18 protein-coding genes are annotated in these 20,216 nt (G+C 72.0%); 10 read left to right on the top strand and 8 right to left on the bottom strand.

Annotated elements, in window-relative coordinates; translation table 11 throughout:
- Nucleotides 1-166 precede the first annotated feature (166 nt).
- The 4 genes from WBG99_RS25485 to WBG99_RS25470 all read left to right on the top strand — a co-directional run bounded on the left by WBG99_RS25485 (nucleotide 167) and on the right by WBG99_RS25470 (nucleotide 5,131).
- Nucleotides 167-616 (top strand): transglycosylase SLT domain-containing protein, encoded by a 450-nt coding sequence (locus WBG99_RS25485; protein WP_338898527.1) that lies wholly within the window; start codon nucleotides 167-169, stop codon nucleotides 614-616.
- A 196-nt stretch (nucleotides 617-812) separates the two neighbouring features.
- Complete coding sequence (locus WBG99_RS25480; RefSeq protein WP_338898526.1) at nucleotides 813-2,660, top strand: S8 family serine peptidase; 1,848 nt, start codon at nucleotides 813-815, stop codon at nucleotides 2,658-2,660.
- A gap of 27 nt (nucleotides 2,661-2,687) precedes the next feature.
- Complete coding sequence (locus WBG99_RS25475) at nucleotides 2,688-3,887, top strand: MBL fold metallo-hydrolase (protein ID WP_338898525.1); 1,200 nt, start codon at nucleotides 2,688-2,690, stop codon at nucleotides 3,885-3,887.
- Nucleotides 3,884-5,131 carry a patatin-like phospholipase family protein gene (locus WBG99_RS25470; RefSeq protein WP_338898524.1) on the top strand — a complete coding sequence of 416 codons (1,248 nt, stop codon included), beginning with the start codon at nucleotides 3,884-3,886 and terminating at the stop codon, nucleotides 5,129-5,131. Before WBG99_RS25475 ends, WBG99_RS25470 begins: the two co-directional genes overlap by 4 nt.
- Before the next feature lie 5 nt (nucleotides 5,132-5,136).
- Here WBG99_RS25470 and WBG99_RS25465 read toward each other — a convergent pair whose 3' ends face one another.
- Nucleotides 5,137-5,556 carry an ATP-binding protein gene (locus WBG99_RS25465; RefSeq protein ID WP_338898523.1) on the bottom strand — a complete coding sequence of 140 codons (420 nt, stop codon included), beginning with the start codon at nucleotides 5,554-5,556 and terminating at the stop codon, nucleotides 5,137-5,139.
- A 92-nt stretch (nucleotides 5,557-5,648) separates the two neighbouring features.
- Here WBG99_RS25465 and WBG99_RS25460 point away from each other — a divergent pair, with 92 nt between their 5' ends.
- Entirely contained in the window at nucleotides 5,649-6,497 is an 849-nt protein-coding gene (locus WBG99_RS25460; RefSeq protein WP_338898522.1) for a helix-turn-helix transcriptional regulator, read from the top strand.
- Complete coding sequence (locus WBG99_RS25455; protein WP_338898521.1) at nucleotides 6,457-6,735, top strand: DUF397 domain-containing protein; 279 nt, start codon at nucleotides 6,457-6,459, stop codon at nucleotides 6,733-6,735. The genes WBG99_RS25460 and WBG99_RS25455 overlap by 41 nt, the downstream gene beginning before the upstream one ends.
- Here WBG99_RS25455 and WBG99_RS25450 read toward each other — a convergent pair.
- Complete coding sequence (locus WBG99_RS25450) at nucleotides 6,718-10,497, bottom strand: helix-turn-helix domain-containing protein (RefSeq protein WP_338898520.1); 3,780 nt, start codon at nucleotides 10,495-10,497, stop codon at nucleotides 6,718-6,720. The genes WBG99_RS25455 and WBG99_RS25450 overlap by 18 nt on opposite strands.
- A gap of 349 nt (nucleotides 10,498-10,846) precedes the next feature.
- Entirely contained in the window at nucleotides 10,847-12,016 is a 1,170-nt protein-coding gene (locus tag WBG99_RS25445; protein WP_338898519.1) for a steroid 3-ketoacyl-CoA thiolase, read from the bottom strand.
- Nucleotides 12,017-12,239: 223 nt separating this feature from the next.
- On the opposite strand from WBG99_RS25445, the gene WBG99_RS25440 reads away from it, so the two are divergent.
- Nucleotides 12,240-13,475, top strand: a complete 1,236-nt coding sequence (locus WBG99_RS25440; RefSeq protein ID WP_338898518.1) for a cytochrome P450 — start codon at nucleotides 12,240-12,242, stop codon at nucleotides 13,473-13,475.
- 74 nt (nucleotides 13,476-13,549) lie between these two features.
- Here WBG99_RS25440 and WBG99_RS25435 read toward each other — a convergent pair whose 3' ends face one another.
- Nucleotides 13,550-15,595 (bottom strand): bifunctional glycosyltransferase 87/phosphatase PAP2 family protein, encoded by a 2,046-nt coding sequence (locus tag WBG99_RS25435; RefSeq protein WP_338898517.1) that lies wholly within the window; start codon nucleotides 15,593-15,595, stop codon nucleotides 13,550-13,552.
- Between the two features lie 216 nt (nucleotides 15,596-15,811).
- On the opposite strand from WBG99_RS25435, the gene WBG99_RS25430 reads away from it, so the two are divergent.
- Both WBG99_RS25430 and WBG99_RS25425 read left to right on the top strand, forming a co-directional pair.
- The gene (locus tag WBG99_RS25430) at nucleotides 15,812-16,153 is read left to right on the top strand and encodes a hypothetical protein (protein WP_338898516.1); all 342 of its coding nucleotides are present in this window, start codon (nucleotides 15,812-15,814) and stop codon (nucleotides 16,151-16,153) included.
- Nucleotides 16,154-16,271: 118 nt separating this feature from the next.
- Nucleotides 16,272-16,943 (top strand): O-methyltransferase, encoded by a 672-nt coding sequence (locus WBG99_RS25425; RefSeq protein ID WP_338898515.1) that lies wholly within the window; start codon nucleotides 16,272-16,274, stop codon nucleotides 16,941-16,943.
- A gap of 22 nt (nucleotides 16,944-16,965) precedes the next feature.
- On the opposite strand, the gene WBG99_RS25420 is transcribed toward WBG99_RS25425, so the two are convergent.
- Nucleotides 16,966-17,361 (bottom strand): hypothetical protein, encoded by a 396-nt coding sequence (locus tag WBG99_RS25420; protein ID WP_338898514.1) that lies wholly within the window; start codon nucleotides 17,359-17,361, stop codon nucleotides 16,966-16,968.
- A gap of 119 nt (nucleotides 17,362-17,480) precedes the next feature.
- Here WBG99_RS25420 and WBG99_RS25415 point away from each other — a divergent pair, with 119 nt between their 5' ends.
- The gene (locus tag WBG99_RS25415) at nucleotides 17,481-17,882 is read left to right on the top strand and encodes a DUF1992 domain-containing protein (RefSeq protein ID WP_338898513.1); all 402 of its coding nucleotides are present in this window, start codon (nucleotides 17,481-17,483) and stop codon (nucleotides 17,880-17,882) included.
- Between the two features lie 117 nt (nucleotides 17,883-17,999).
- Here the strand turns inward: WBG99_RS25415 and WBG99_RS25410 are convergent, their stop codons facing one another.
- From WBG99_RS25410 to WBG99_RS25400, 3 genes are all read right to left on the bottom strand, one after another.
- Nucleotides 18,000-18,542: a hypothetical protein gene (locus tag WBG99_RS25410; protein ID WP_338898512.1), complete on the bottom strand. Its 543-nt coding sequence runs from the start codon at nucleotides 18,540-18,542 to the stop codon at nucleotides 18,000-18,002.
- 5 nt (nucleotides 18,543-18,547) lie between these two features.
- The gene (locus WBG99_RS25405) at nucleotides 18,548-19,300 is read right to left on the bottom strand and encodes a hypothetical protein (protein ID WP_338898511.1); all 753 of its coding nucleotides are present in this window, start codon (nucleotides 19,298-19,300) and stop codon (nucleotides 18,548-18,550) included.
- Between the two features lie 623 nt (nucleotides 19,301-19,923).
- Nucleotides 19,924-20,211 (bottom strand): hypothetical protein, encoded by a 288-nt coding sequence (locus tag WBG99_RS25400; RefSeq protein WP_338898510.1) that lies wholly within the window; start codon nucleotides 20,209-20,211, stop codon nucleotides 19,924-19,926.
- Nucleotides 20,212-20,216 lie beyond the last annotated feature (5 nt).

Genomic DNA, 20,216 nt, shown 5'->3' with positions numbered 1-20,216 from the left:
CACGTCACAGAAGGCGCATCCTCCTCGGGTACGACGGCCACTAGCAAAAGGGGTCATTGCGGGCGGCTGCTCCGGCTGTTTCTCTGGACGAGTCGCACGGCGCCGACGTGCCCTCCCGGGCCTCGGCGCCGACCTACGCCCCCACCGCACACCGCGTGGTGAAGGCATGCCCGCGACGGCCGTGTCCCCGAAGAGAAGGTTCCCCGTGTCCCTCACCCTCCTGCGCCGCATCGCCTCCCCGAAGAAGGCCCTCGCCGGTGCCGCCGTGGCCGCCGCCACCGCCGGTACGCTGCTCGGCGCCGCGCCCGCCCAGGCCGCGTCGGAGGCATCTCAGGCCCAGGCTGTCGCGAAGAAGATGGTCGGGGACCCGGTCCAGTACAGCTGCTTCGCCAAGATCGTGGACCGCGAGAGCGACTGGGACGTCAACGCGAGGAACGCGTCCTCCGGCGCCTACGGCCTGGTCCAGGCGCTCCCCGGCTCGAAGATGGCCTCCGCCGGCTCCGACTGGAAGACCAACGCCGCCACGCAGATCAAGTGGGGCGTGGACTACATGAAGGACCGCTACGGCAGCCCCTGTGGCGCGTGGAACTTCTGGCAGGCCAACCACTGGTACTGATCCGCGATCACTACCAGGCGCCCCCCGACTGAAGGCGGCGGCCCCCGATCCCCGGGGCCGCCGCCTTCGCGCCCCGTGAGCCCGGCCCTCCCCGGGGCCCCCGCCGGCCTGTACCGCGCGTCATGATGCGGTGTTCATGACCAGGGCGGAGAATGGAGTCAGCCCTCCCCCCACGCCACGCGCATCGGGAGCCCTGATGGACCGAGCGGACCTCTTGGCGGTGTTCTACGGGGAGGGGCCCGTCCCGGTGTTGTGGGCGACGGGCTGTCCCGTGCACTTCGACGTGTGGCTGGCGTTCGCGCAGCCGCCGTCGCCGTACCGGCCGCCGCCGTCGACTTCAGAGCCGCCGTCAACGCCGTCCCGGCCGCCGCCGTCGCCTTCAGAAGCGCCGTCATCGCCTTCAGAGCCACCGCCGTCGCCGTACCGGCAGGACCTGATCCTCTCCGTCCGTGAGGAGCACGGGGTCGAGCGGGCCCTCGAACGTCTTCAGCGGCTGCGGCTGACGCGGGAGTGCCGGCCGGTCGCGGCCGGGAGCTTCGTGGCGGTGCGGATGACGCTGGAGGAACTGGTCAGGGCCCTGCTGCCGCTGACGAGTCTCGCCGGGGTGGTGCGGGTCGCCCATGAACTCGCCGTGGAGAGCGGCGCGGAGGGGATGGAGGCGGCTCTGCACGGGCACATCCGTGCTCCGGCGACCAGCGAGATCCACGACAGCATGCAGCGCCGTCAGGAACGCGGCCGTCAGCTGACCTGGTTCCTGAACCTGCTGCGCCGGGTCGTGGCGGACTCCCACCCCGGCGAACGGGACGTGACCGGCGTACTCGTCCGCATGCTGGCCGCCGCCGTCCCGGACACGCACCCGGTGCGCGGCCCCCACACCCCCGTCGGCCGTGTCGTGGACCGGCGGCAGAAGTACCCCGTCGTCTCCGTGACGACGAACCGCCGGGCGACCCGCGCGGTCGTACGGTCCCGGCGGACGATCAAGGCGGACGCCGCCGAGCAGGTGTTCTCGGTGGACAGCGCCTCCATCGGCTGGGCGGTGGTCGACAGCGGGATCGACGCACGCCACTCGGCGTTCCACGAGTGGGACACCGGCGTCTCGCCGCCTCGGCGGCTGGAGACGCGTATCGCCCGGTCGTTCGACTTCACGTGCGTGCGGGAGAAACTGCCCGACGACGCGCTGATCAACGGGCTGGTGAACTGGTCGGCCGCCCTGCCGTCCGTCGAGACCGCGTCGGACCCCGGGCCGCCCTCGCCGGGACGGCCGGACCCCTACGTACCGCCCGGCGACCAGCACGGTACGCACATCGCCGGGATCATCGGCGGGTGGTGGCCGGAGCTGGAGTTCCGGGGCATCTGTCCGCGCGTCCGGCTGTACGACTTCCGGGTCCTGGACGACGACGGGGAGGGCGACGAGTTCTCCATCGTCACCGCGCTCCAGGCGGTCCGGCACATCAACGAGCAGGCCGGCCGGTTCGTCATCGCCGGGGTCAACATCAGCCTGTCGGTGCCGCACGACGTCGCCGCCCACTCCACTGGGTGGACACCGGTGTGCGTCGAGTGCGACCGGCTGACACGGTCGGGCGTGGTGGTCGTGACCGCCGCCGGGAACTCCGGGTTCACCGGGACCGCGCGCACCCTGGGCACCGGCTACCACGACATCAGCATCTCGGACCCCGGCAACGCGGAGTCGGTCATCACCGTCGGCTCCACCCACCGCAGCAATCCGCACCGCCACGGCGTCAGTTACTTCTCCGGCCGTGGCCCCACCGGCGACGGGCGGCGCAAGCCCGACCTGGTGGCGCCGGGGGAGGACATCGACGGACCGATCCCCGGCGAGGGCATCGCCGCCATGCACGGCACCAGCCAGGCGGCGGCACATGTCAGCGGGGCCGCGGCCATGCTGCTGGCCCGCTACCGCGAGTTGCTCGGCCGCCCCGAGCGCGTGAAGCAGATCCTGTGCGCGACGGCGACCGACCTCGACCGTGAACGCGACTTCCAGGGCCATGGGCTCGTCGACGTGCTGCGTGCCATGCAGTCCGTGTGACGGCCGCCGCCCGGCGAGGCAGACCCCATGTTGACCTTCGACTTCCTCGACGCCCGCCACGGCGACTGCTTCCTCGTCCGCTGGGACACGCACGACGAGCAGGACACGCAGGACGAGCCGGAACCGCCCGACGAGCCGGACACGCAGGACGAGCGGGAACGGCCCGGCGAGCAGCGTACGCACGACGAGCGGCGCCCGACCGGCGAGCGGGTCATGCTCGTCGACGGCGGCCCGGCCGGCGTCTACACGTCCACGCTCCGGGGCCGACTGCGCCGACTCGCCGACGAGGAGAGCCGCGACGGCCTCGCGCCGCCCCACCTCGACGTCGTCTGCCTCTCCCACGTCGACGACGACCACGCCGGCGGACTTCTGCGGCTCTTCCGCGACATGCGCCGGGCCCAGCAGGACGGGGACGCCCTGCCGTACGCGGTCGACGCCCTGTGGTTCAACTCCGTGGAGGAACTGGTCGACCAGCGGGCCCCCGGCCTCAGCGCCTCCGTCCACCCGCTCCTCGAACGCGCCGCCGCCTCCGACTCGGCGGTCACCGCCAGCTACAACCAGGGCCGGGACCTCCGCGACGCGGCCGGCGCCCTGCGCCTGGACGGCAACTCCCCCTTCCTCGGCCCCCTCACCGAGGGCGCCGAGGCGACCCTCCACGACCTGGACGTCACGGTCGTCGCGCCGGACGAGGCCGCGCTGGCCCGGTTGGAGAAGAAGTGGCGCGAGGCGAGGCGGCGCGGCGACCCGAAGATCATCTCGGCGGCGTACACGGACGGTTCGGTGCAGAACCTCTCCAGCATCGTGCTGCTCCTGCGCCACGAGGACGGGACCGCCCTGCTCACCGGCGACGCACGGGGCGACCACGTCCTGGCCGGCCTGCGCGCCCTCGACCTGCTCGACGACTCCGCCCCGCTCCACCTCGACCTGCTGAAGCTGCCGCACCACGGCAGCGACCGCAACGTGGAACCCGACTTCTTCGAGTGGATCCACGCCGACCACTACGTCATCTCGGCCGACGGCGTCCGCCACCACCACCCCGACGAGGAGACCCTGCGCCGGCTCGTCGAGTCCCGCGCACCCGACGACACGTACGTCATCCACCTCACCAACCACATCCCCTTCGCCGAGGAGGCGCTGGAGGAACTGCGCGCGGACCGTGCCTTCGAGGTCGACGTCAGAGGCCCCACCGACCAGGCACTCGTCATCGCGATCGGAGACCGGCCATGACCAAGTCCCGCCACGCACCGGACACGTTCACGGACACCGTCCCGTCCGCCGCCCCGAACGGCGTGTCGCCGTGGGCCGTCGACTCCCCCGCAGTCGGCACCGGCCTGACCGCCCGCCCCTGCGGCGACCTCCTCCGCCCGGCCCCACCACCACCCGCCACGGCCACCCCCCTCGCCCTCGCCCTCTCCGGCGGAGGCTTCCGCGCCACGCTCTCCGCGCTGGGCTTCGTCCGTCTGCTGGCCGACACCGGGCTCCTCCCCCACCTGCGCTACTCCTCCTCCGTGTCCGGGGGTTCGATAGCCAACGGCTGCCTGGCCCGCGCCTGGCCGGCCCTGCGCGAGCGGGACTTCACCGCGCAGGCGGTGGACGAGCTGGTGATCACGCCCCTCGTCGACCGGGTCTCCGCCCGCTCCCTCAAGCGGACGCTCCTGCGGGACGTCTGGCGCACCCTCGGCCCGACCACCCGCACGGACCTGCTGGCCGGACGGCTCGACGACTGGTTCTTCGGACAGACCGAGCTGGAACACCTGGACCCTCAGGTCCGCTGGATCGTCAACGCCGCCAACCTGACCACCGGCGTCCGCTTCACCTTCGAACGCGACGTGTACGGCGACTACACGATCGGTCTCGCCCCCACGGCCGGTACGGGCCTACGCCTCAGCCGCGCCGTCTCGGCCTCGGCGGCGGTCCCCGGCGCCTTCCCGCCCGTGGTCCTCGACCGTGGACCCTTCCCCTGCGCCACCCACCGCCCGGCCCTCCTGGACGGCGGCACCTACGACAACACCGGCCTGGAGGCCCTGGACAGCGACACCTACCGGCACACGTTCCTGTGCGTCCTCAACGCCGGGGGCCTGCTCCGCCCCGGCATGTACGGCCGCATCCCGGTGATCCGCGACCTGGCGAGAGCCAACTCCCTCCTCTACCGCCAGAGCACCGCGCTGCGCACCCGGGCCATGGTCGAACGCTTCCGGCGCGGCGCCCGCCGGGGCTTCCTGGTCCAGCTGTCCACGGACTTCCCGCTCGCGGACCCGGTTCTGCACCGCTGGCGGGCGACCTTCCCCGAGCACCGCACCCACGACGGCCGCGATCTCGCCCTGGTCCCGACGGTGTTCGACCGTCTCGCGCCGTCCCTGTGCCGAGCACTCGTCCACCGGGGCTGGTGGCTCGGCGGCGCCGGCCTCGCCGCCTACCATCCCGAACTGCTCCCGGCCGACCTGACGCGGCTCCGCCCGCCGGAGCGGTGACCGCCTCAGCCGCGACGGCACTCGAACCACACGGTCTTGCCTCCGGCGAGCCGGGGCCCGACGCCCCACTTGTGGGCCACCGCGTCCAACAGCAGCAGCCCGCGCCCCCCTTCGGAGTCCGGCGGCAGGTCCTCCCGCGGGGAGGGCAGTCGGGCCGACCCGTCCGCGACCTCCACCCTCACCCCGGCCGCCGCGCGCAGCAACAGCAGGGTGCACCGCCGGTCCGGCACATGCCGTACGACGTTGGCGAGCAGCTCGGTCACGCCCAGCTCGACCGCGTCGGTCAGCTCCGCCATCTCCCACTCGTCCAGATACGAGCGGACGATACGGCGGATGTGATGCGCGGAGTGCTCGCCGACGGTGAGGCAGATCCGGTACTGGGCGGGCAGGGCGCCCAGAAGGAAGGACGGAAAGTGTCCGTTCACACCACAAGACTGGCCCACCGCGACTACCGTCAGCCACAGATCAGACACAACGCGTGCAAAAGTGAGTTGAAGTCTCAAAGAGGGGACCGCCCGTGACCCAGATCCACACCCTCGATCCCGGCGCCTCACCACTGGACTACTACGGCTACGAGTTGCGGCGCTGCCGCGAGGCCGCGAGCCTGACACAGAGGCAACTGGGGGACATCCTCGGCTACACCGCGTCGCTGGTCGGGCAGATCGAGACGGCGAGGAAGGTACCGACGCTGGAGTTCAGCGAGCGGGTGGATGTGGCGTTGGAGACGGGCGGGTTGCTGTCCCGGCTCGCCGTGCTGGTGATGCGCCATCAACTTCCGGCCTGGTTCCAGCAGGTGGCGGAGCTGGAGGTTCGGGCCGCCGAGATCTGCTCGTTCCAGACGCAGTTGATCCACGGACTGCTACAGACTGAGGACTACGTCCGTGCCGTGCTGGGCGCCTTGGACGACACCGGTCTCGACGACCGGACCGCCGTACGGTTGGCCCGCCAGCGCATCTTCGAGAAGGAAGAGCCGCCGATCCTGTGGGCCGTCATCAGTGAGGCCGCGCTGTACCAGCAGATCGGCGGCACGAAAGTGATGCGGGGCCAACTGCGGAAACTGTTGGCCTTCGAGAAGAATCCCCGGATCAACATCCAGATCCTGCCCTTCGACGCCGGGGCACATGCGGGACTGACCGGCTCATTCACGCTCTTCCGCTGCCGGCAAGACCCGGACATCGTCTACACAGAGGGCTACGGGAGCGGGCACCCGACCGCCAACCCAGACACCGTCAAGAACTGCTCGCTCCGTTACGATCATCTTCAAGCCGCCGCCCTCTCCCTCAGGGATTCGGCGGAGCTGATCCGACGCGTGATGGAGGAGCGTTATGGAGAGCAACGCGATCCCGATGGGGACCCGGTGGCGTAAGTCGTCCTACAGCAGCGACCAGGGGGGCGAATGCATCGAGTGCGCCCCCGTCGGCCCCCTCACCTGGCGTAAGTCCTCGTACAGCGGCGACCAGGGCGGCGACTGCGTAGAAGTCGCCGAAACCCCCTGCCCCACCATCGCCGTCCGCGACTCCAAGAGCCCTGCGGGACCCCGACTCGCCCTCGGCCCCGCCGCGTTCAGCGCCTTCCTCGGCTGGGCGTCAGCACACGCGGTCTGATTCCTCGTCCGGCAGATACAGGGCCCGCTCCCGCTGGGTGAGGTCTCGGTGCAGGGCCCGGCAGAGGTTAATGATCGCCTGGTTGGGGCGGGGCAGGGCCGCGTTCCACAGGCGCAGGCGGTCGTCGTACCCGCCGGTGGCGAGGGTGCGGCCGTCGGGACTGAAGGCCAGCGTCCTGGCGCCTCGGACCGGGAGCGTCGCGCGCGCGTAGTGTGTGGTGGCGTCCCACAGCCGTACCGTGCCACCGGCGGCGGTGGCGAGGGTGCGGCCGTCGGGGCTGAACGCCACCTGCACGGGGCCCTCCGTGAGGCTCACGGTCAGGGTGGCGTCGAGTTCTCCCGTGCCGGTGTTCCAGAGCCGTACCCGGCCGTCGGCGTTGGCGGAGGCGAGGGTGCGGCCGTCCGGGCTGAAGGCCATCGACTCCACCTGCCTGAACATCAGGGCGAGGTCCTCCTCGGCTCCCTTCGGCGTGGCGCGGCCGGCGGGTTCGACGAGCCTGGTCCGGATTCGGCCGGTGGCGGCGTCCCGTAGCCGGATCTCCCCCTCCTGGCCTCCGGTGGTGGCGAAGACGTCGCCCGTGGGGCTGAACGCAACCTGCGAGCCCTCCTCGGCTTTGGGGAGTTCGGCTCGGGGGCGCACGGTCGCGGTGTCCCACAGCACGAGGCCGTCGCCCACCGTCACCAGCGTGCGGCCGTCGGGGCTGAACGCCATCCCGTTGACGAACCGGCCGGGCAGAGTGGTCCGCGGTCGCCGGGTGCGGACGTCCCACAACTGCGCCTCGACCTCGTCGGTGAGGGCGAGTGTCCTGCCGTCGGGGCTGAAGAGGACCGGCCCCACGTGGGTCAGCCCCTCGTCGAGGGTGGCCCGGCTGCGGCGGGTGGCCGTGTCCCACAGGCGTACCGTGCTGGTGATGTCACCGAAGTCGGCGGTCGTCCGGACACTGCTGGTGACGATGGTGTCGCCGTCGGGGCCGAACGCGACAAACTCCAGGGAGCCGCCGGGGACGGCCATCGTGGCGCGGGGTCGGTTCGTGGCCACGTTCCACAGCCGGACGCCTACGTCGCCGCCGCCGAAGCTGTCGGCCTCGTCGCCCGTCGCCAGGCCGTGGCCGCCGGGGCTGAACGCCACCGCCGTCACGGGGCTGTTGTGGCCGGTGAGGGTGGACTCGACGCGCCCGGTGGCGAGATCCCACAGGCGTACGGTGCTGTCGTAGCTGCCGGCGGCCAGGGTCTTGCCGTCCGGGGCGAACGCCAGGGACTCGACGCGGCTGCTGGCGCTGGTGAGCGTGGTGCGCCGCTTGCCGTCGGCGACGTTCCACAGCTGTACGGTGCCGTCCTCGGTGCCGGTGGCCAGGGTTTTGCCGTCGGAGTCGAACGCCAGCGAACTCACCACGCCCGTACTGCTCTTGACGCTGGCCAGCACGCTGCCGGTGTCGAGGTCCCACAGTTGGGCGGTGCGGTCCCGGGTGCTGGTGGCGAGGGTGCGCCCGTCGGGGCTGAACGCGACCGCCATCTCCAGACCGGTGGGCCCCTTGAGGGTGGTGGCGACCCGGCCGGTGGCCACGTCCAGCACCTGCCCGCCCTCCGCGACGGCCAGGGCGCGGCCGTCCCCGGCGAAGCCCACCGCCGCCATGTTGTCGTCGTCGGGGTCGCGGACGGCGACCGAGGCCCGGACGCGTCCGGTGTCCAGGTCCCACAGCCGTGCCTCGTCGCTGCCGCTGGTGGCGAAGGTCCCGCCGTCCGGGCCGAAGGCCACGGTGCGCACGAGGCCGGGACCGTCGGAGCCGGTGCCGTCGGAGCCGGTGCCGTCGGTGAGCACCTTCCGGGTGCGTCCGCTCGCCGTGTCCCACAGCCGGGCCGTGCCGTCGTAGCTGCCGGTGGCGAGGGTCCTCCCGTCGGAGCTGTAGGCCAGGGAGGCGACGGTGCCGGTGTGGCCGGTCAGCCGCCGTTCGAGCGGGACGGCCGCGGCGGCGTACAGGCTCCGGGTGGCCTCGCGGGTGGGGCTGGTGCGGTACGCCTTGATGGCCAGGAGGGAGGCGAGGTCGGTGTCGCTGTCCAGCAGGGCGGCGGACTGGGCGGCCAGCTGCCGGGAGAGGCCTTCGCGTTGGGCGTTCACGGCTGTCTGGCGCTGCCAGTAGGCGAGGGCGGTCGCGGTCAGGGCGAGGGCGAGGAGGCAGGCCAGGGAGGTGACGAGGAGGCGCAGGCGGCGGGTCGTGCGGGCCGTGGCGCGCTCCTCCTGTTCGAGGGCGGTGACACCGGCGGTGAGGAAGGCGGCTTCCAGGTCGGTCAGGTCGTCGGTGCGGCCGGGGCCGCCGAAGTGCTCCCGGGCCGTGACGAGCCGGCTCCCCCGGTACAGGGCGCCCTCGTCGCGGCCCAGCTCCTCCCAGGCGCGGGCCGCCTCGGTGAGCTGCCGGTGCGCGCGCAGCCGCTCCCGGTCCTCCTCGATCCAGCCGCGCAGGCGGGGCCAGGCGGTGATGAGCGCCTCGTGGGCGAGCTCGACGGTGGGGCCGTCGAGGGTGAGGAGGCGGGCCCGGGTGAGCGCTTCGAGGACCTGGGCGACCTCCTCCCGGCCGGTGCCGGTGGTCTCCAGCTCGGCGCGGCCCGCGGGCCGGCGGGTGTCGGGGGTGCCGTCGCCGGGGGAGATCAGCCGCAGCAGCACCCGGCGGGCCGTGGCGGCCTCACCCGGGGTGAAGCGGCTGTAGACGTCCTCGGCGGTCTTCGCGATGGCCCCGTCCAGGCCGCCGGCCGCCTCGTACCCGGCCAGGGTGAGGGTTTTGCCCCGGCGGCGGCGCCAGGTCTCCAGCAGGACGTGCGACAGCAGGGGCAGACCGCCGGGCGCGTCGGAGATCTCCTCGACCAGCCGGGCCGTCAGCGCCCGTTCCACGGTCAGCCCGGCCGCCGCGGCCGGCTTGACGACGACCTCGCGCAGCTCCGCCGGACTCATCGGCCCGGCCAGCAGGTTGGCGTCGCCCAGGGCCTCGGCCAGCTCGCGGTGCTCGGCGCACCGGCCGTAGAAGTCCGCGCGAACGGCGAGCAGGACGCGCAGCCGGCTCTCCGGGTCGCGGGCGGTCAGCAGCAGGTCGATGAAGCGGGCGCGTTCGGCCGCGTCGTGGCAGAGGGTGAAGACCTCCTCGAACTGGTCGACGACCACGAGCCGGTCACCGCCGTCCTCACCGGTGCCGCCGCCCTCCAGGAGCAGTTCGCGGGTGCGGGCCAGCTGGTCGCCGGGCGTCAGGACGCGGATGCCGGACAGGGGCGGGCCCGCCTCCTGCGGACGCCGCAGGACGGGGATGAGTCCGGCGCGCAGGAGCGAGGACTTGCCGATGCCGGAGGGGCCGAAGACCGCCGCGAACCGTCGGCGGCGCAGCAGACCGACGAGTTCGGTGGTGAGCCGGTCCCGGCCGAAGAAGAGGTCGCTGTCGTCGGTCTCGAACCGGGACAGCCCCCGGTACGGCGGCTCCGAGCCCGCCCCGTCGTCGTCCGGGTCGAAGGCGGCGGCCTCCTCGGCCGCCTGGTGCCACCTGGTCTCCCATTCCGCCGGGTCGCCCCCGCAGGCCCTCACGAAGGCCAGAGCCACCGGCAGCGTCGGCAGCTGGTCGCCTCCCGCGGCCTGGGACAGGGTGGTGATCGAGTAGCCGGCCTGCCGGGCCATCGCCCGATAGGTGAGGCCGCCCGCCTCGGTCCGCAGTTTGCGCAACTCGAACGCGAACCGCTGCACCGGTCCGGCCCCCGGATCGACCGGTACCTCACGACGCCCCGCCACCGCTGTGCTCCCCTCCCGCCACACCCGCACCATCTCGGACAGCCAACGTACGCATCCGGCCACCTGAGCGGCGAGATCGCGTCCGGCCATTGTTTGGCAGGTGCACCACCCCTGCCAAACAATGCGCGATCCGATGGAATCAGTGGTGTGGGCGGTGCGGGGGCCGCGCACGAACGGGGGAACAAGGGCGGCCGGGCACGGGGGACTCGCCGCTCACGGGGGAACAAGGGCGGCGCAACCGACCTGCCGCTCACGGGGGAAAGGGCGGCCGGGGGACCGCTCGACGGGGGAAGGCCCTGTTGGTCGTGGGACGACCGACAGGGCCGCTTCCGTCAGCGCCACCGGCGCTCTACAGCCGCTGGATGATCGTCCCGGTGGCCAGTCCGCCACCCGCGCACATCGTCACCAACGCGAACTCCTTGTCCGTCCGCTCCAGCTCGTGCAGCGCGGTCGTGATGAGCCGCGCGCCGGTCGCGCCCACCGGATGGCCGAGGGCGATGGCGCCCCCGTTGACGTTCACCTTCGCCAGGTCCTGGTCGAAGACCCGCGCCCAGCTCAGCACCACGGAGGCGAAGGCCTCGTTGATCTCGACGAGGTCGATGTCCTTCAGCGACATCCCGGCCCTGCCCAGGACGGCCTTCGTCGCGTCGATCGGCCCGTCGAGGTGGAAGTGGGGGTCGGCTCCCACGAGTGCCTGGGCGACGATCCGCGCCCGGGGCCGCAGCTTCAGCGCGCGGGCCATCCGCTTGGACGCCCACATGATCGCCGCCGCGCCGTCGCTGATCTGGGAGGAGTTGCCCGCCGTGTGGACGGCCGTCGGCATGATCGGCTTGAGCCGGGCCAGCGCCTCCACGGAGGTGTCGCGCAGCCCCTCGTCGTGGTCGACGAGCCGCCACATGCCCTGCCCTGCGGCCTGCTCCGCCTCGGTCGTCGGCACCTGGACGGCGAACGTCTCCTTCTTGAACCGCTCCTCGGCCCACGCGGCGGCGGCCCGCTCCTGGGAGGCCAGGCCCAGCGCGTCCACGTTCTCCCGGGTGAGCCCCCGGTGCCGGGCGATCCGCTCGGCCGCCTCGAACTGGTTGGGCAGGTCGACGTTCCACTCCTCGGGGAACGGCTTCCCGGGCCCGTGCTTGGACCCCGACCCGAGCGGCACCCGGGACATGGCCTCGACCCCGCAGCTGATCCCGACGTCGATGACGCCTGCCGAGACCATGTTGGCCACCATGTGCGACGCCTGCTGCGAGGAGCCGCACTGGCAGTCGACGGTCGTCGCGGCCGTCTCGTACGGCAGGCCCATGGTCAGCCAGGCCGTGCGCGCGGGGTTCATGGACTGTTCGCCGGCGTGGGTCACCGTGCCGCCGACGATCTGTTCGACGCAGTCGGCGGGGATGCCGGTGCGGCCGAGGAGTTCACGGTAGGTCTCGCCCAGGAGGTAGGCGGGGTGGAGGTTGGCGAGCGCGCCGCCGCGCTTGCCGATGGGGGTGCGTACGGCTTCGACGATCACGGGTTCCGCGGCCATGGGGATCCTCTCAACGGTTACCCGCGCGGCGCGGGGCGTCCCGGCCCGGCCCGCCACGCAGAACTAGTACGCGTTCTAGTTCTCTTCAGCAGTCTGCTGAGCGCGGCTCCGGAACCGCAAGGGGCGTGCGCCAACTGAAAGCCCCGTACCCCTTGCTACTTGTAGAACCCGTTACTACGGTCACCGCAATCCCGCATATCTGATGCTCCGTCAGGAGTTGCCGATGCCCTGTCCAGCGCTGCCCGACGGGTTCGACTTCACCGACCCCGACCTGCTGCACCACCGTGTCCCTCTCCCGGAGTTCGCCGAACTGCGCCGCACGGAACCGGTCCGCTGGATCCCGCAGGCGCCCGGCATCGCGGGCTTCTCGGACGAGGGCTACTGGGCCGTCACCCGGCACGCGGACGTCAAGTACGTCTCCACACACCCCGAGTTGTTCTCCTCCACGGTCAACACGGCGATCATCCGCTTCAACGAGCACATCGAGCGCGACGCGATCGACGCCCAGCGGCTGATCCTGCTGAACATGGACCCGCCGGAGCACACCCGGGTCCGCCAGATCGTGCAGCGCGTCTTCACCCCGAGGGCGATCCGGGCGCTGGAGGACAACCTGCGCCACCGCGCCCTCGCCATCGCGCGGGAGGCCGTCGCCCACCCCGGCCCCTTCGACTTCGTCACCGAGGTCGCCTGCGAACTGCCCCTGCAGGCCATAGCGGAGCTGATCGGCATCCCGCAGGAGGACCGCATCCGGATCTTCGAGTGGTCGAACCGGATGATCTCCTACGACGACCCGGAGTACGCCGTCACCGAGGAGGCCGGCCAGGAGTCGGCCATGGAACTCATCGCGTACGCCATGAACATGGCCGCCGACCGCAAGCAGTGCCCGGCCAAGGACATCGTGACGACGCTGGTGGCCGCCGAGGACGAGGGCAACCTCACCTCCGACGAGTTCGGCTTCTTCGTGCTGATGCTGGCGGTCGCGGGCAACGAGACGACCCGCAACGCCATCACCCACGGCATGCACGCCTTCCTCACCCACCCCGACCAGTGGGAGCTCTACAAGCGTGAGCGCCCGGCCACCGCCGCCGAGGAGATCGTCCGCTGGGCCGCGCCGGTCAACTCCTTCCAGCGCACCGCCACCCAGGACGTCGAACTGGGCGGCAAACTCATCAGGAAGGGCGACCGCGTCGGCATCTTCTACGCCTCCGCCAACCACGACCCGGACGTCTTCGACCACCCCGACAGCTTCGACATCACCCGCGACCCCAACCCCCACCTCGGCTTCGGCGGCGGAGGCCCCCACTTCTGCCTCGGCAAGTCCCTGGCCGTCCTGGAGATCGACCTCATCTTCCACGCGATCGCCGACGCCATGCCGGACCTCCGCCTCGTCGGCGAACCGAGCCGGCTGCGCTCGGCGTGGATCAACGGGGTGAAGCACCTCAAGGTGACCATCACCTGACCCCACCCCCTCGGACCCGGGCCGACGGCCTCCCGGCGCCGTCGGCCCGTCCCGCGGGAGGCCGGGGCCCACCCCTACGCCACGCCCCTGCCTCCCCCGCCCTGCTGGACGGCCGGCACGAGTGGGCCGTCCGGCTGCGGCTGCTCACGCGGCTCGCCGCGCGCCCTGCGGGGCGCGCTCGTGCGAGGGCCGGTCAGGAGGTACGTCAGGCCGAAGCCCGCGCCCACCACCGCGGCGCCGCCGACCGCGTCGAGGATCCAGTGGTTGCCGGTGGCGACGATGGCCAGGGCCGTGAAGAAGGGGTGGAGCAGGCCCAGCACCTTCATCCACACCTTGGGCGCGACCAGCGCGATCGTGAGCCCGCACCACAGCGACCAGCCGAAGTGCAGGGACGGCATCGCCGCGTACTGGTTGGTCAGCTCGGTCAGCCTGCCGTAGTCCGGCCTGGAGAAGTCCTGGACGCCGTAGATGGTGTCGATGATGCCGAGGCCGGGCATCAGGCGCGGCGGGGCCAGCGGGTAGAAGAAGAAGCCGACGAGGGCGAGGACCGTGGTGAAGCCGATGGAGGTGCGGGCCCAGCGGTAGTCGGCGGGGCGGCGCCAGTAGAGGATGCCGAGGACGCTGAGCGGCACGACGAAGTGGAACGACGTGTAGTAGAAGTCGAAGAAGCCCCGCAGCCAGTCGACCTGGACCACCGCGTGGTTGAACCAGTGCTCGACGTCGATGAACAGGGCCTTCTCCACGGCGAGGACCTGCCCGGCGTGCTCCTCGGCGGCGGCCCGGCTGCCGGTGGCCTCCAGGCGGGTGCGCTGGTAGGCGGCGTAGGTGACGCGGATCAGCAGCAGTTCCAGGAGCAGGTTCGGGCGGGTGGCGACCCGGCGCAGCAGCGGGGCCCGTCTGAAGCGGGTCTCGGCCCTGGGGGCGTACTCCGTGGGGATCGGCGCCCGGTAGTACTCCGAGGTGCGGGACAGGAACGGCACGACGAGGGCGGCGGCGAGCGCGGCCAGCAGGACGACGTTGTCGCGCACCGGGTGCAGGGCACCCATGTTCGGCACCATCATCTTCGCGGGCAGCGTCATCACCAGCACCACCGCGACCGGCCACACATACCGCGAGGAGGCCTTCTTGCCGACCCGGCCGACCACCGCGAGCAGCACCCACAGCAACTGGTGCTTCCAGGACGTCGGCGAGACGGCGACCACGACGCAGCCGGTGAGGGCGACGGCCAGCAGCAGCTGTCCGTCGCGGGCGTAGTGGACGGCCCGCCGCATGCCGACCACGGCGACGGCGACGGCCAGCGCGAGGAAGACGACGATCTCCAGCGGGCCCTCCAGGCCGAGCCGGAGCAGCGCGCCGTGCAGTGAGTGGTTGGCGAGGTCGTCCGCCCGGCCGCCGAGGCCGACGCCCGCGAGATGGTGCACCCAGTAGGTGAACGAGTCGTGCGGCATCGCGGCCCAGGCCAGCGCGGTGGCCCCGGCGAACGTGATCCCGGTGCTCGCGGCGGCCCGCCTGCGGCCGGTGAACCACAGCAGCACCACGAAGAGCAGCACGGTCGGCTGGAAGGCCGCGGCGAGCCCGACACAGAACCCGCTGGTGCGCTCTCCCCGGACCGCGAAGCAGCCCGCGAGGACGAGCAGCACGGGGATGATGCTGGTCTGGCCCAGGTACAGGGTGTTGCGCACCGGCAGCGACAGCATCAGCAGGGTGACCGCGACGGGGGCGGCGAGCAGGGCCGTACGCCGGGTGACGGGCTGTGGGAGGGCGCGCGCGGCGACCAGGCCGAGGGCGACGACCAGCAGGAGGGTGCCGAAGGTCCAGCCCCAGCCGAGCGCCTGCTCGGCCGTCCGGGTCAGGGGCTTGAGGACGAGGCCGCCGAACGGTGTGCCCGTGAACTGCGTCGACTCGTACAGCGAGCCCTTCACACGCAGGACACCGCTCGGCCCGACCCAGGTCTCCAGATCCGTCAGCCGCTCGCCCTTGGGCGGGTTCAGCACGACCGCGATCTGCCGCACCGCCAGGACCGTGGCGAACAGCCACAGCGCGGCCCGTACCGTCCCCAGCCGCGCCGCCGCCAAGCCCGCACCTGCGGCACCGCCCGGTCTGCTCTGCTCCGTCGCCACGCCCCGTCGCCCTCCCACCCCGTCATCGCCTCACAGAAGGCTCGCACTGCCCGCGCTGTGAGACGCGGGCAACCCTCGCTTCACCTGAGAGTCGCCCATGTTTTTCCGGATGACGATAGTGCGCGGACGGTTGCCCGCACCCCACGAGTGCGACGCGGATCACGGACGCACATCACGGGTGGGGCTGTGACAGGCCACTGACAAACACCTGGAAGCATGGCCCGGGATCGCCGGCGAGCACACCTGCGGCGGGCCGCCGCCGACGAAACCTATCGAAAGGTCATCTACGTGGACGAGATGTGGACCGTGTGGGGCATCCCCGGCTGGCTGCTGTCGTTCGGCATCGGCATCGCCGTGCTCGCGATCAAGGCGGTGGCGGTCGCGATCGTGCTCCGGCGCAACACCCGCAAGCAACTGCCCCCGCCACCGCCGCCGGGCGCGGCCTTCACACCGCCGGGGGCCTACCCGCAGGGGCCGCCTGTACCGCCCGGGACGTACCCGCAGGGTCCGCCCGCACCGGTGTCGCCGACGGACCCGAAGTCCGGCCCGATCGACTGAACTCGCACGCCGCGAGAGGGGGAATCACTGACAGAGCGTCGACCTGCGCCTATATTCGTTAGCGCAACTAGTTAGCTGACCTAACTAGACACACGAAGGGCACAGGAGGCAGAGCTTCATGAGCGAGTCGCAGGCCTGGGACGACGTCGACGACTACTTCACCACCCACCTCTCCCCCGACGACGAGCCTCTGGCGGCGGCGCTGCGCGACAGCGCCGCCGCCGGACTCCCGCAGGTCAACGTCACGGCCAACCAGGGCAAGTTCCTCCAGCTCCTGGCCCAGATCCAAGGGGCCCGCCGCATCCTGGAGATCGGCACCCTCGGCGGCTACAGCACCATCTGGCTGGGCCGCGCGCTGCCCGCCGACGGCCGGCTGATCTCCCTGGAGTACAGCGCCCGGCACGCCGAGGTCGCCAACCGCAACATCGCGCGCGCCGGACTCGACGCGCTCGTCGAGGTACGGGTGGGCCCCGCCCTGGAGTCGCTTCCCCAACTCACCGACGAGAACCCCGAGCCGTTCGACCTGGTCTTCATCGACGCGGACAAGGCCAACAACCCGCACTACGTGGAGTGGGCCCTCAGGCTCACCCGCGCCGGCAGCGTGATCGTCGTCGACAACGTCGTACGCGGCGGCCGGGTCACCGACGCCGACAGCGCCGAGCCGGACATCCGCGGCACCCGGGCCGCCATCGAACTCATCGCCACGCACCCGAAGTTGAGCGGCACGGCGATCCAGACGGTGGGCGGCAAGGGCTACGACGGGTTCGCGCTGGCCCGGGTGCTGGAGTGAGCGTCACCGCCGTGCCGTCCGGTCAGGCCTCGTGGTAGAAACCCACGTTGACGCTGCGCGGGCCCGTGCGGTCGTAGACGACGAGTTCACCGGAGCCGCCGTGCGGGAGTTTCGCCGTGCCGCCGTACGGGAGCGGCTGGGGCTGGTGGCCGAGCAGCGCCAGCCGCACCTCGGAGGAGGGGTCGGCGTGCGAGCCGCGCAGCCAGGTGACCTGCCAGGTGCCGTCGGGTCCGCACAGGAACTCCAGGTGCACGCGGGAGACGAAGAGCCAGTCGTCCGGTGTGGCGAGCCGGCACACCACCCGATCACGGCCCACCCGGAGCACGTTGCCCGGCTCGCTGGGCGCGTCGGCCATCTGCATACCGGCCGTCGCCCCGGCGTCCGCCTCGGAGACCGAGGCCATGGTGAGTTCGAGCACGTACCACTCCTTAACGGGTCAAACTCCGGTTGTCGCTGCGCACGGCGCACTGCGCGCACCGCCGCCGCATGATAAATCGCCGGATCGTCCTGGTGTGCGGGCTCCGGCACAATGGACGTATGACCGAGCGAAAGCCACCCGGTGTCAGCTTCGAGTCCTTCGTCGACAAACAGATCCGCGACGCGGAGGCGCGCGGCGACTTCACGGCGCTTCCCGGCGTGGGCCGGCCGCTGCGCGGCGACGACACGACCTACGACGAACTCTGGTGGATCAAGCAGAAGATGGCCCGCGAGGGGATGTCCGTCCTGCCGCCCACGCTGGCGCTCCGCAAGGAGGCGGAGGACGCACTGGCCGCGGCGGCCTCGGCCCCTTCCGAACGCGTCGTCCGCCAGATCATCACCGAGATCAACGGCAAGATCCGCGAGATGATGTTCAAGCCGCCGCCGGGGCCACCGCTGGGCCTGAAGCCGTACGACGTCGACGAGGTCGTACGGGAGTGGGCTGCGCGGCGGGAGGGGTGAGCGGGGGCGTCCCCGCTCAGTTCCCCGCGCCCCTGACGTGGCAGGCCCCGCGCACGCATGAGACCGCGCCCCGGTGCACGATCCGGGGCGCGGTCTCGTCGTGTGCCGCTGTCGGCGTCAGAGCCGCAGCAGCCGTTCGGTGAGTTCGCGGTAGTCGCGCAGGGCCAGGCGGAGTTGTTCGGTGTCGGAGGAGGCGGGACGGTCGTCGGCGGTGGTCTGCCAGGAGGCGCGCAGGGTGCGGCGCCGCTGGCTGACCGCGTCGGTGACGCGGGCGGCCACCTCCTCCAGCACCTGGTCGGCCTCCTCCACGGCGGACCGGGGCCCGTCCACGAATTCGCCGACCGCGTGCTGCAGCCGCAAGTCCAGCTTGTCGCACTCGTCATGCGGGAGCAGGGGCGTCCCGGTCGACGACCCGTTCTGCTGGGGCCCGGTCCGGGACCCGGCCGGCGTGGGTGTCGCCTGGTCCTTGCGGCCCGCCTCGGTGTCGTGGCCCGGCACCACCGTGGCCCGGGTGCCCGCGGCGCCCGCGGAGGTCGTGGTGTCCGTCGCCCGGGTGCCCGGTGCCGTCCCGCTCCCCTTCATGCCGTCACGCCTCCCGTGGGTTTCCCGCGCCTCGTGTCGGCCTCGGATGTCCTCGCCCCTCGTCACGTCGTCAGTCATCCCCCTCAACTCCCCTTCGCGTGGCGCCTGGTGGGCGCCCATGGCAGATGGGACCGGTGCCGGCCGCCGGGGGCCGTCCCGTCGCGCTCGTCGCGCCGCGCCTTGCCGTCGCGGTGGCCCAGGCCGTCGCGCTCGGCGCGGCCGTCACGGTCCGACCGCGCGTCCCGGCGGTCCGGTGCCACCAGATCGTCGAACAGCGCGCGGGCCTCGATCATGGCCTCGCGCATCTCCTCCGTACCGGTGCCGGGAGCGACGCCGTCGGCGGTACCCGCGCGGCCCTCGGCCGTGTCGCCGGTGCCGTGCGCCGCGAGGTGCACCCGGCGGTAGCCGTGCACGTGGGGGCCGTGGTGGACGGAGAGCGCCTCCAGCTGGGTCTCGTAGCGACCGCCGTCCGGGAAGCCGCGCGCCGCGGCCAGCTCGGAGAGCAGCCGGTCCGCCTCCGCGACCGCCTCACGGGGCGAGTCGACGAAGCGTTCCTGGGCCGCCGCCCAGCGGGACTCGTACCGTTCGCGCTCCGCGCCGGGCAGCGCCCTCTTCTCCATCGAGCCGTGCCGCTTCACCCGCTCCGCGAGTTCCCGCGTGGCGGCCCGCTCGTCACCGTCATGGCGTGCCACGGTCCGGTCGTACTCGGGTCCGAAACGCCGCTTCAACGATCCGCCGCCATTCGCACCGCCACGGGCACGCAGGGTCAGGACGGCCGCCACGACGACCACGGCCGCCACGATCACGATCAAAGCGATGATCAAGCCTGTGGACATGAATGCCTTCCAGAGTCCTCGGCCCGGGCTTCTCGCCCCACCGGGCCGCCTTGCGCACCGAGTTGCCCGAACGACTTCGTTCAAACGGCAAGCGTCGGAGGAGGGCGGGCCGCCGTTCGTCAGCGGCCGAGACAGAGGGCCTCACGCGTCGACCGGGGCCTCACGCGTTGAGGGCGTCCTCAGTCTCCCCATCCTCCGCTTTCCCTTCCATCGTGGTTGGTGTGACCGGTTATGACCTGTCGAGGTTTTCCGGAACCCGTGATTCCTGAGGTGCCTGGAAGATTCCGTGGCGATCATTTGCTTAAACTCTGAAGTCTTCGCGGGGAGGGACCACACGTGAGTGAACCGAACAGCCACATATGCCCGGAGTGCTTCACACCCCGGGCATCGGACGGCACACCGTCCTGCCCGTGTGGCCGCCGCGCCTCCGAGGCCCTCCTCGAAACCCGCTCAGCCGAGGCGGCAGCCGCGGAGGACTTCGACCCCCTCCGGATACGGCCGTATGTGGAGTTGGGGGACGAGAACCACCAGCATCACCAGGGCGGCGCGCATGGCGGGCACCGCGGGTACTACGCGGGCCCCGGAAAAGCCGGAGACCCCGCGAGCGATGAAGCCTTAACGATTCAGCAGGGTCGGGCGCGGCCGGGGGCCAGTACGCCCGGGTCGGGCACTCCCGGGTTCGACCACACTCCGACGACGCCCATGCCCATGGCCGTGCGCACGCCGATGACCACGACGGCGAGCGCGGCAGGGCCGGGCGCCATGGACGTACGGCCGTTCGAGCAGCGGGGCGGGGAAGCGGGCGCGAACGGGTTCGGCGCTTCGTCGGGCCCAGGGGCCACCGCTACGGCCCTCACACCCTTCGCGTCCCCTGCCACCTCGGGCCCCTCCACCGTGTCCGGTCCTCCCACCTCCC

It is taken from the genome of Streptomyces sp. TG1A-60 (genome assembly GCF_037201975.1).
Classification (GTDB): domain Bacteria; phylum Actinomycetota; class Actinomycetes; order Streptomycetales; family Streptomycetaceae; genus Streptomyces.
The sequence above is the reverse complement of the archived record's forward strand: the minus strand, read 5'-3'. Positions and strand labels throughout refer to the sequence as shown.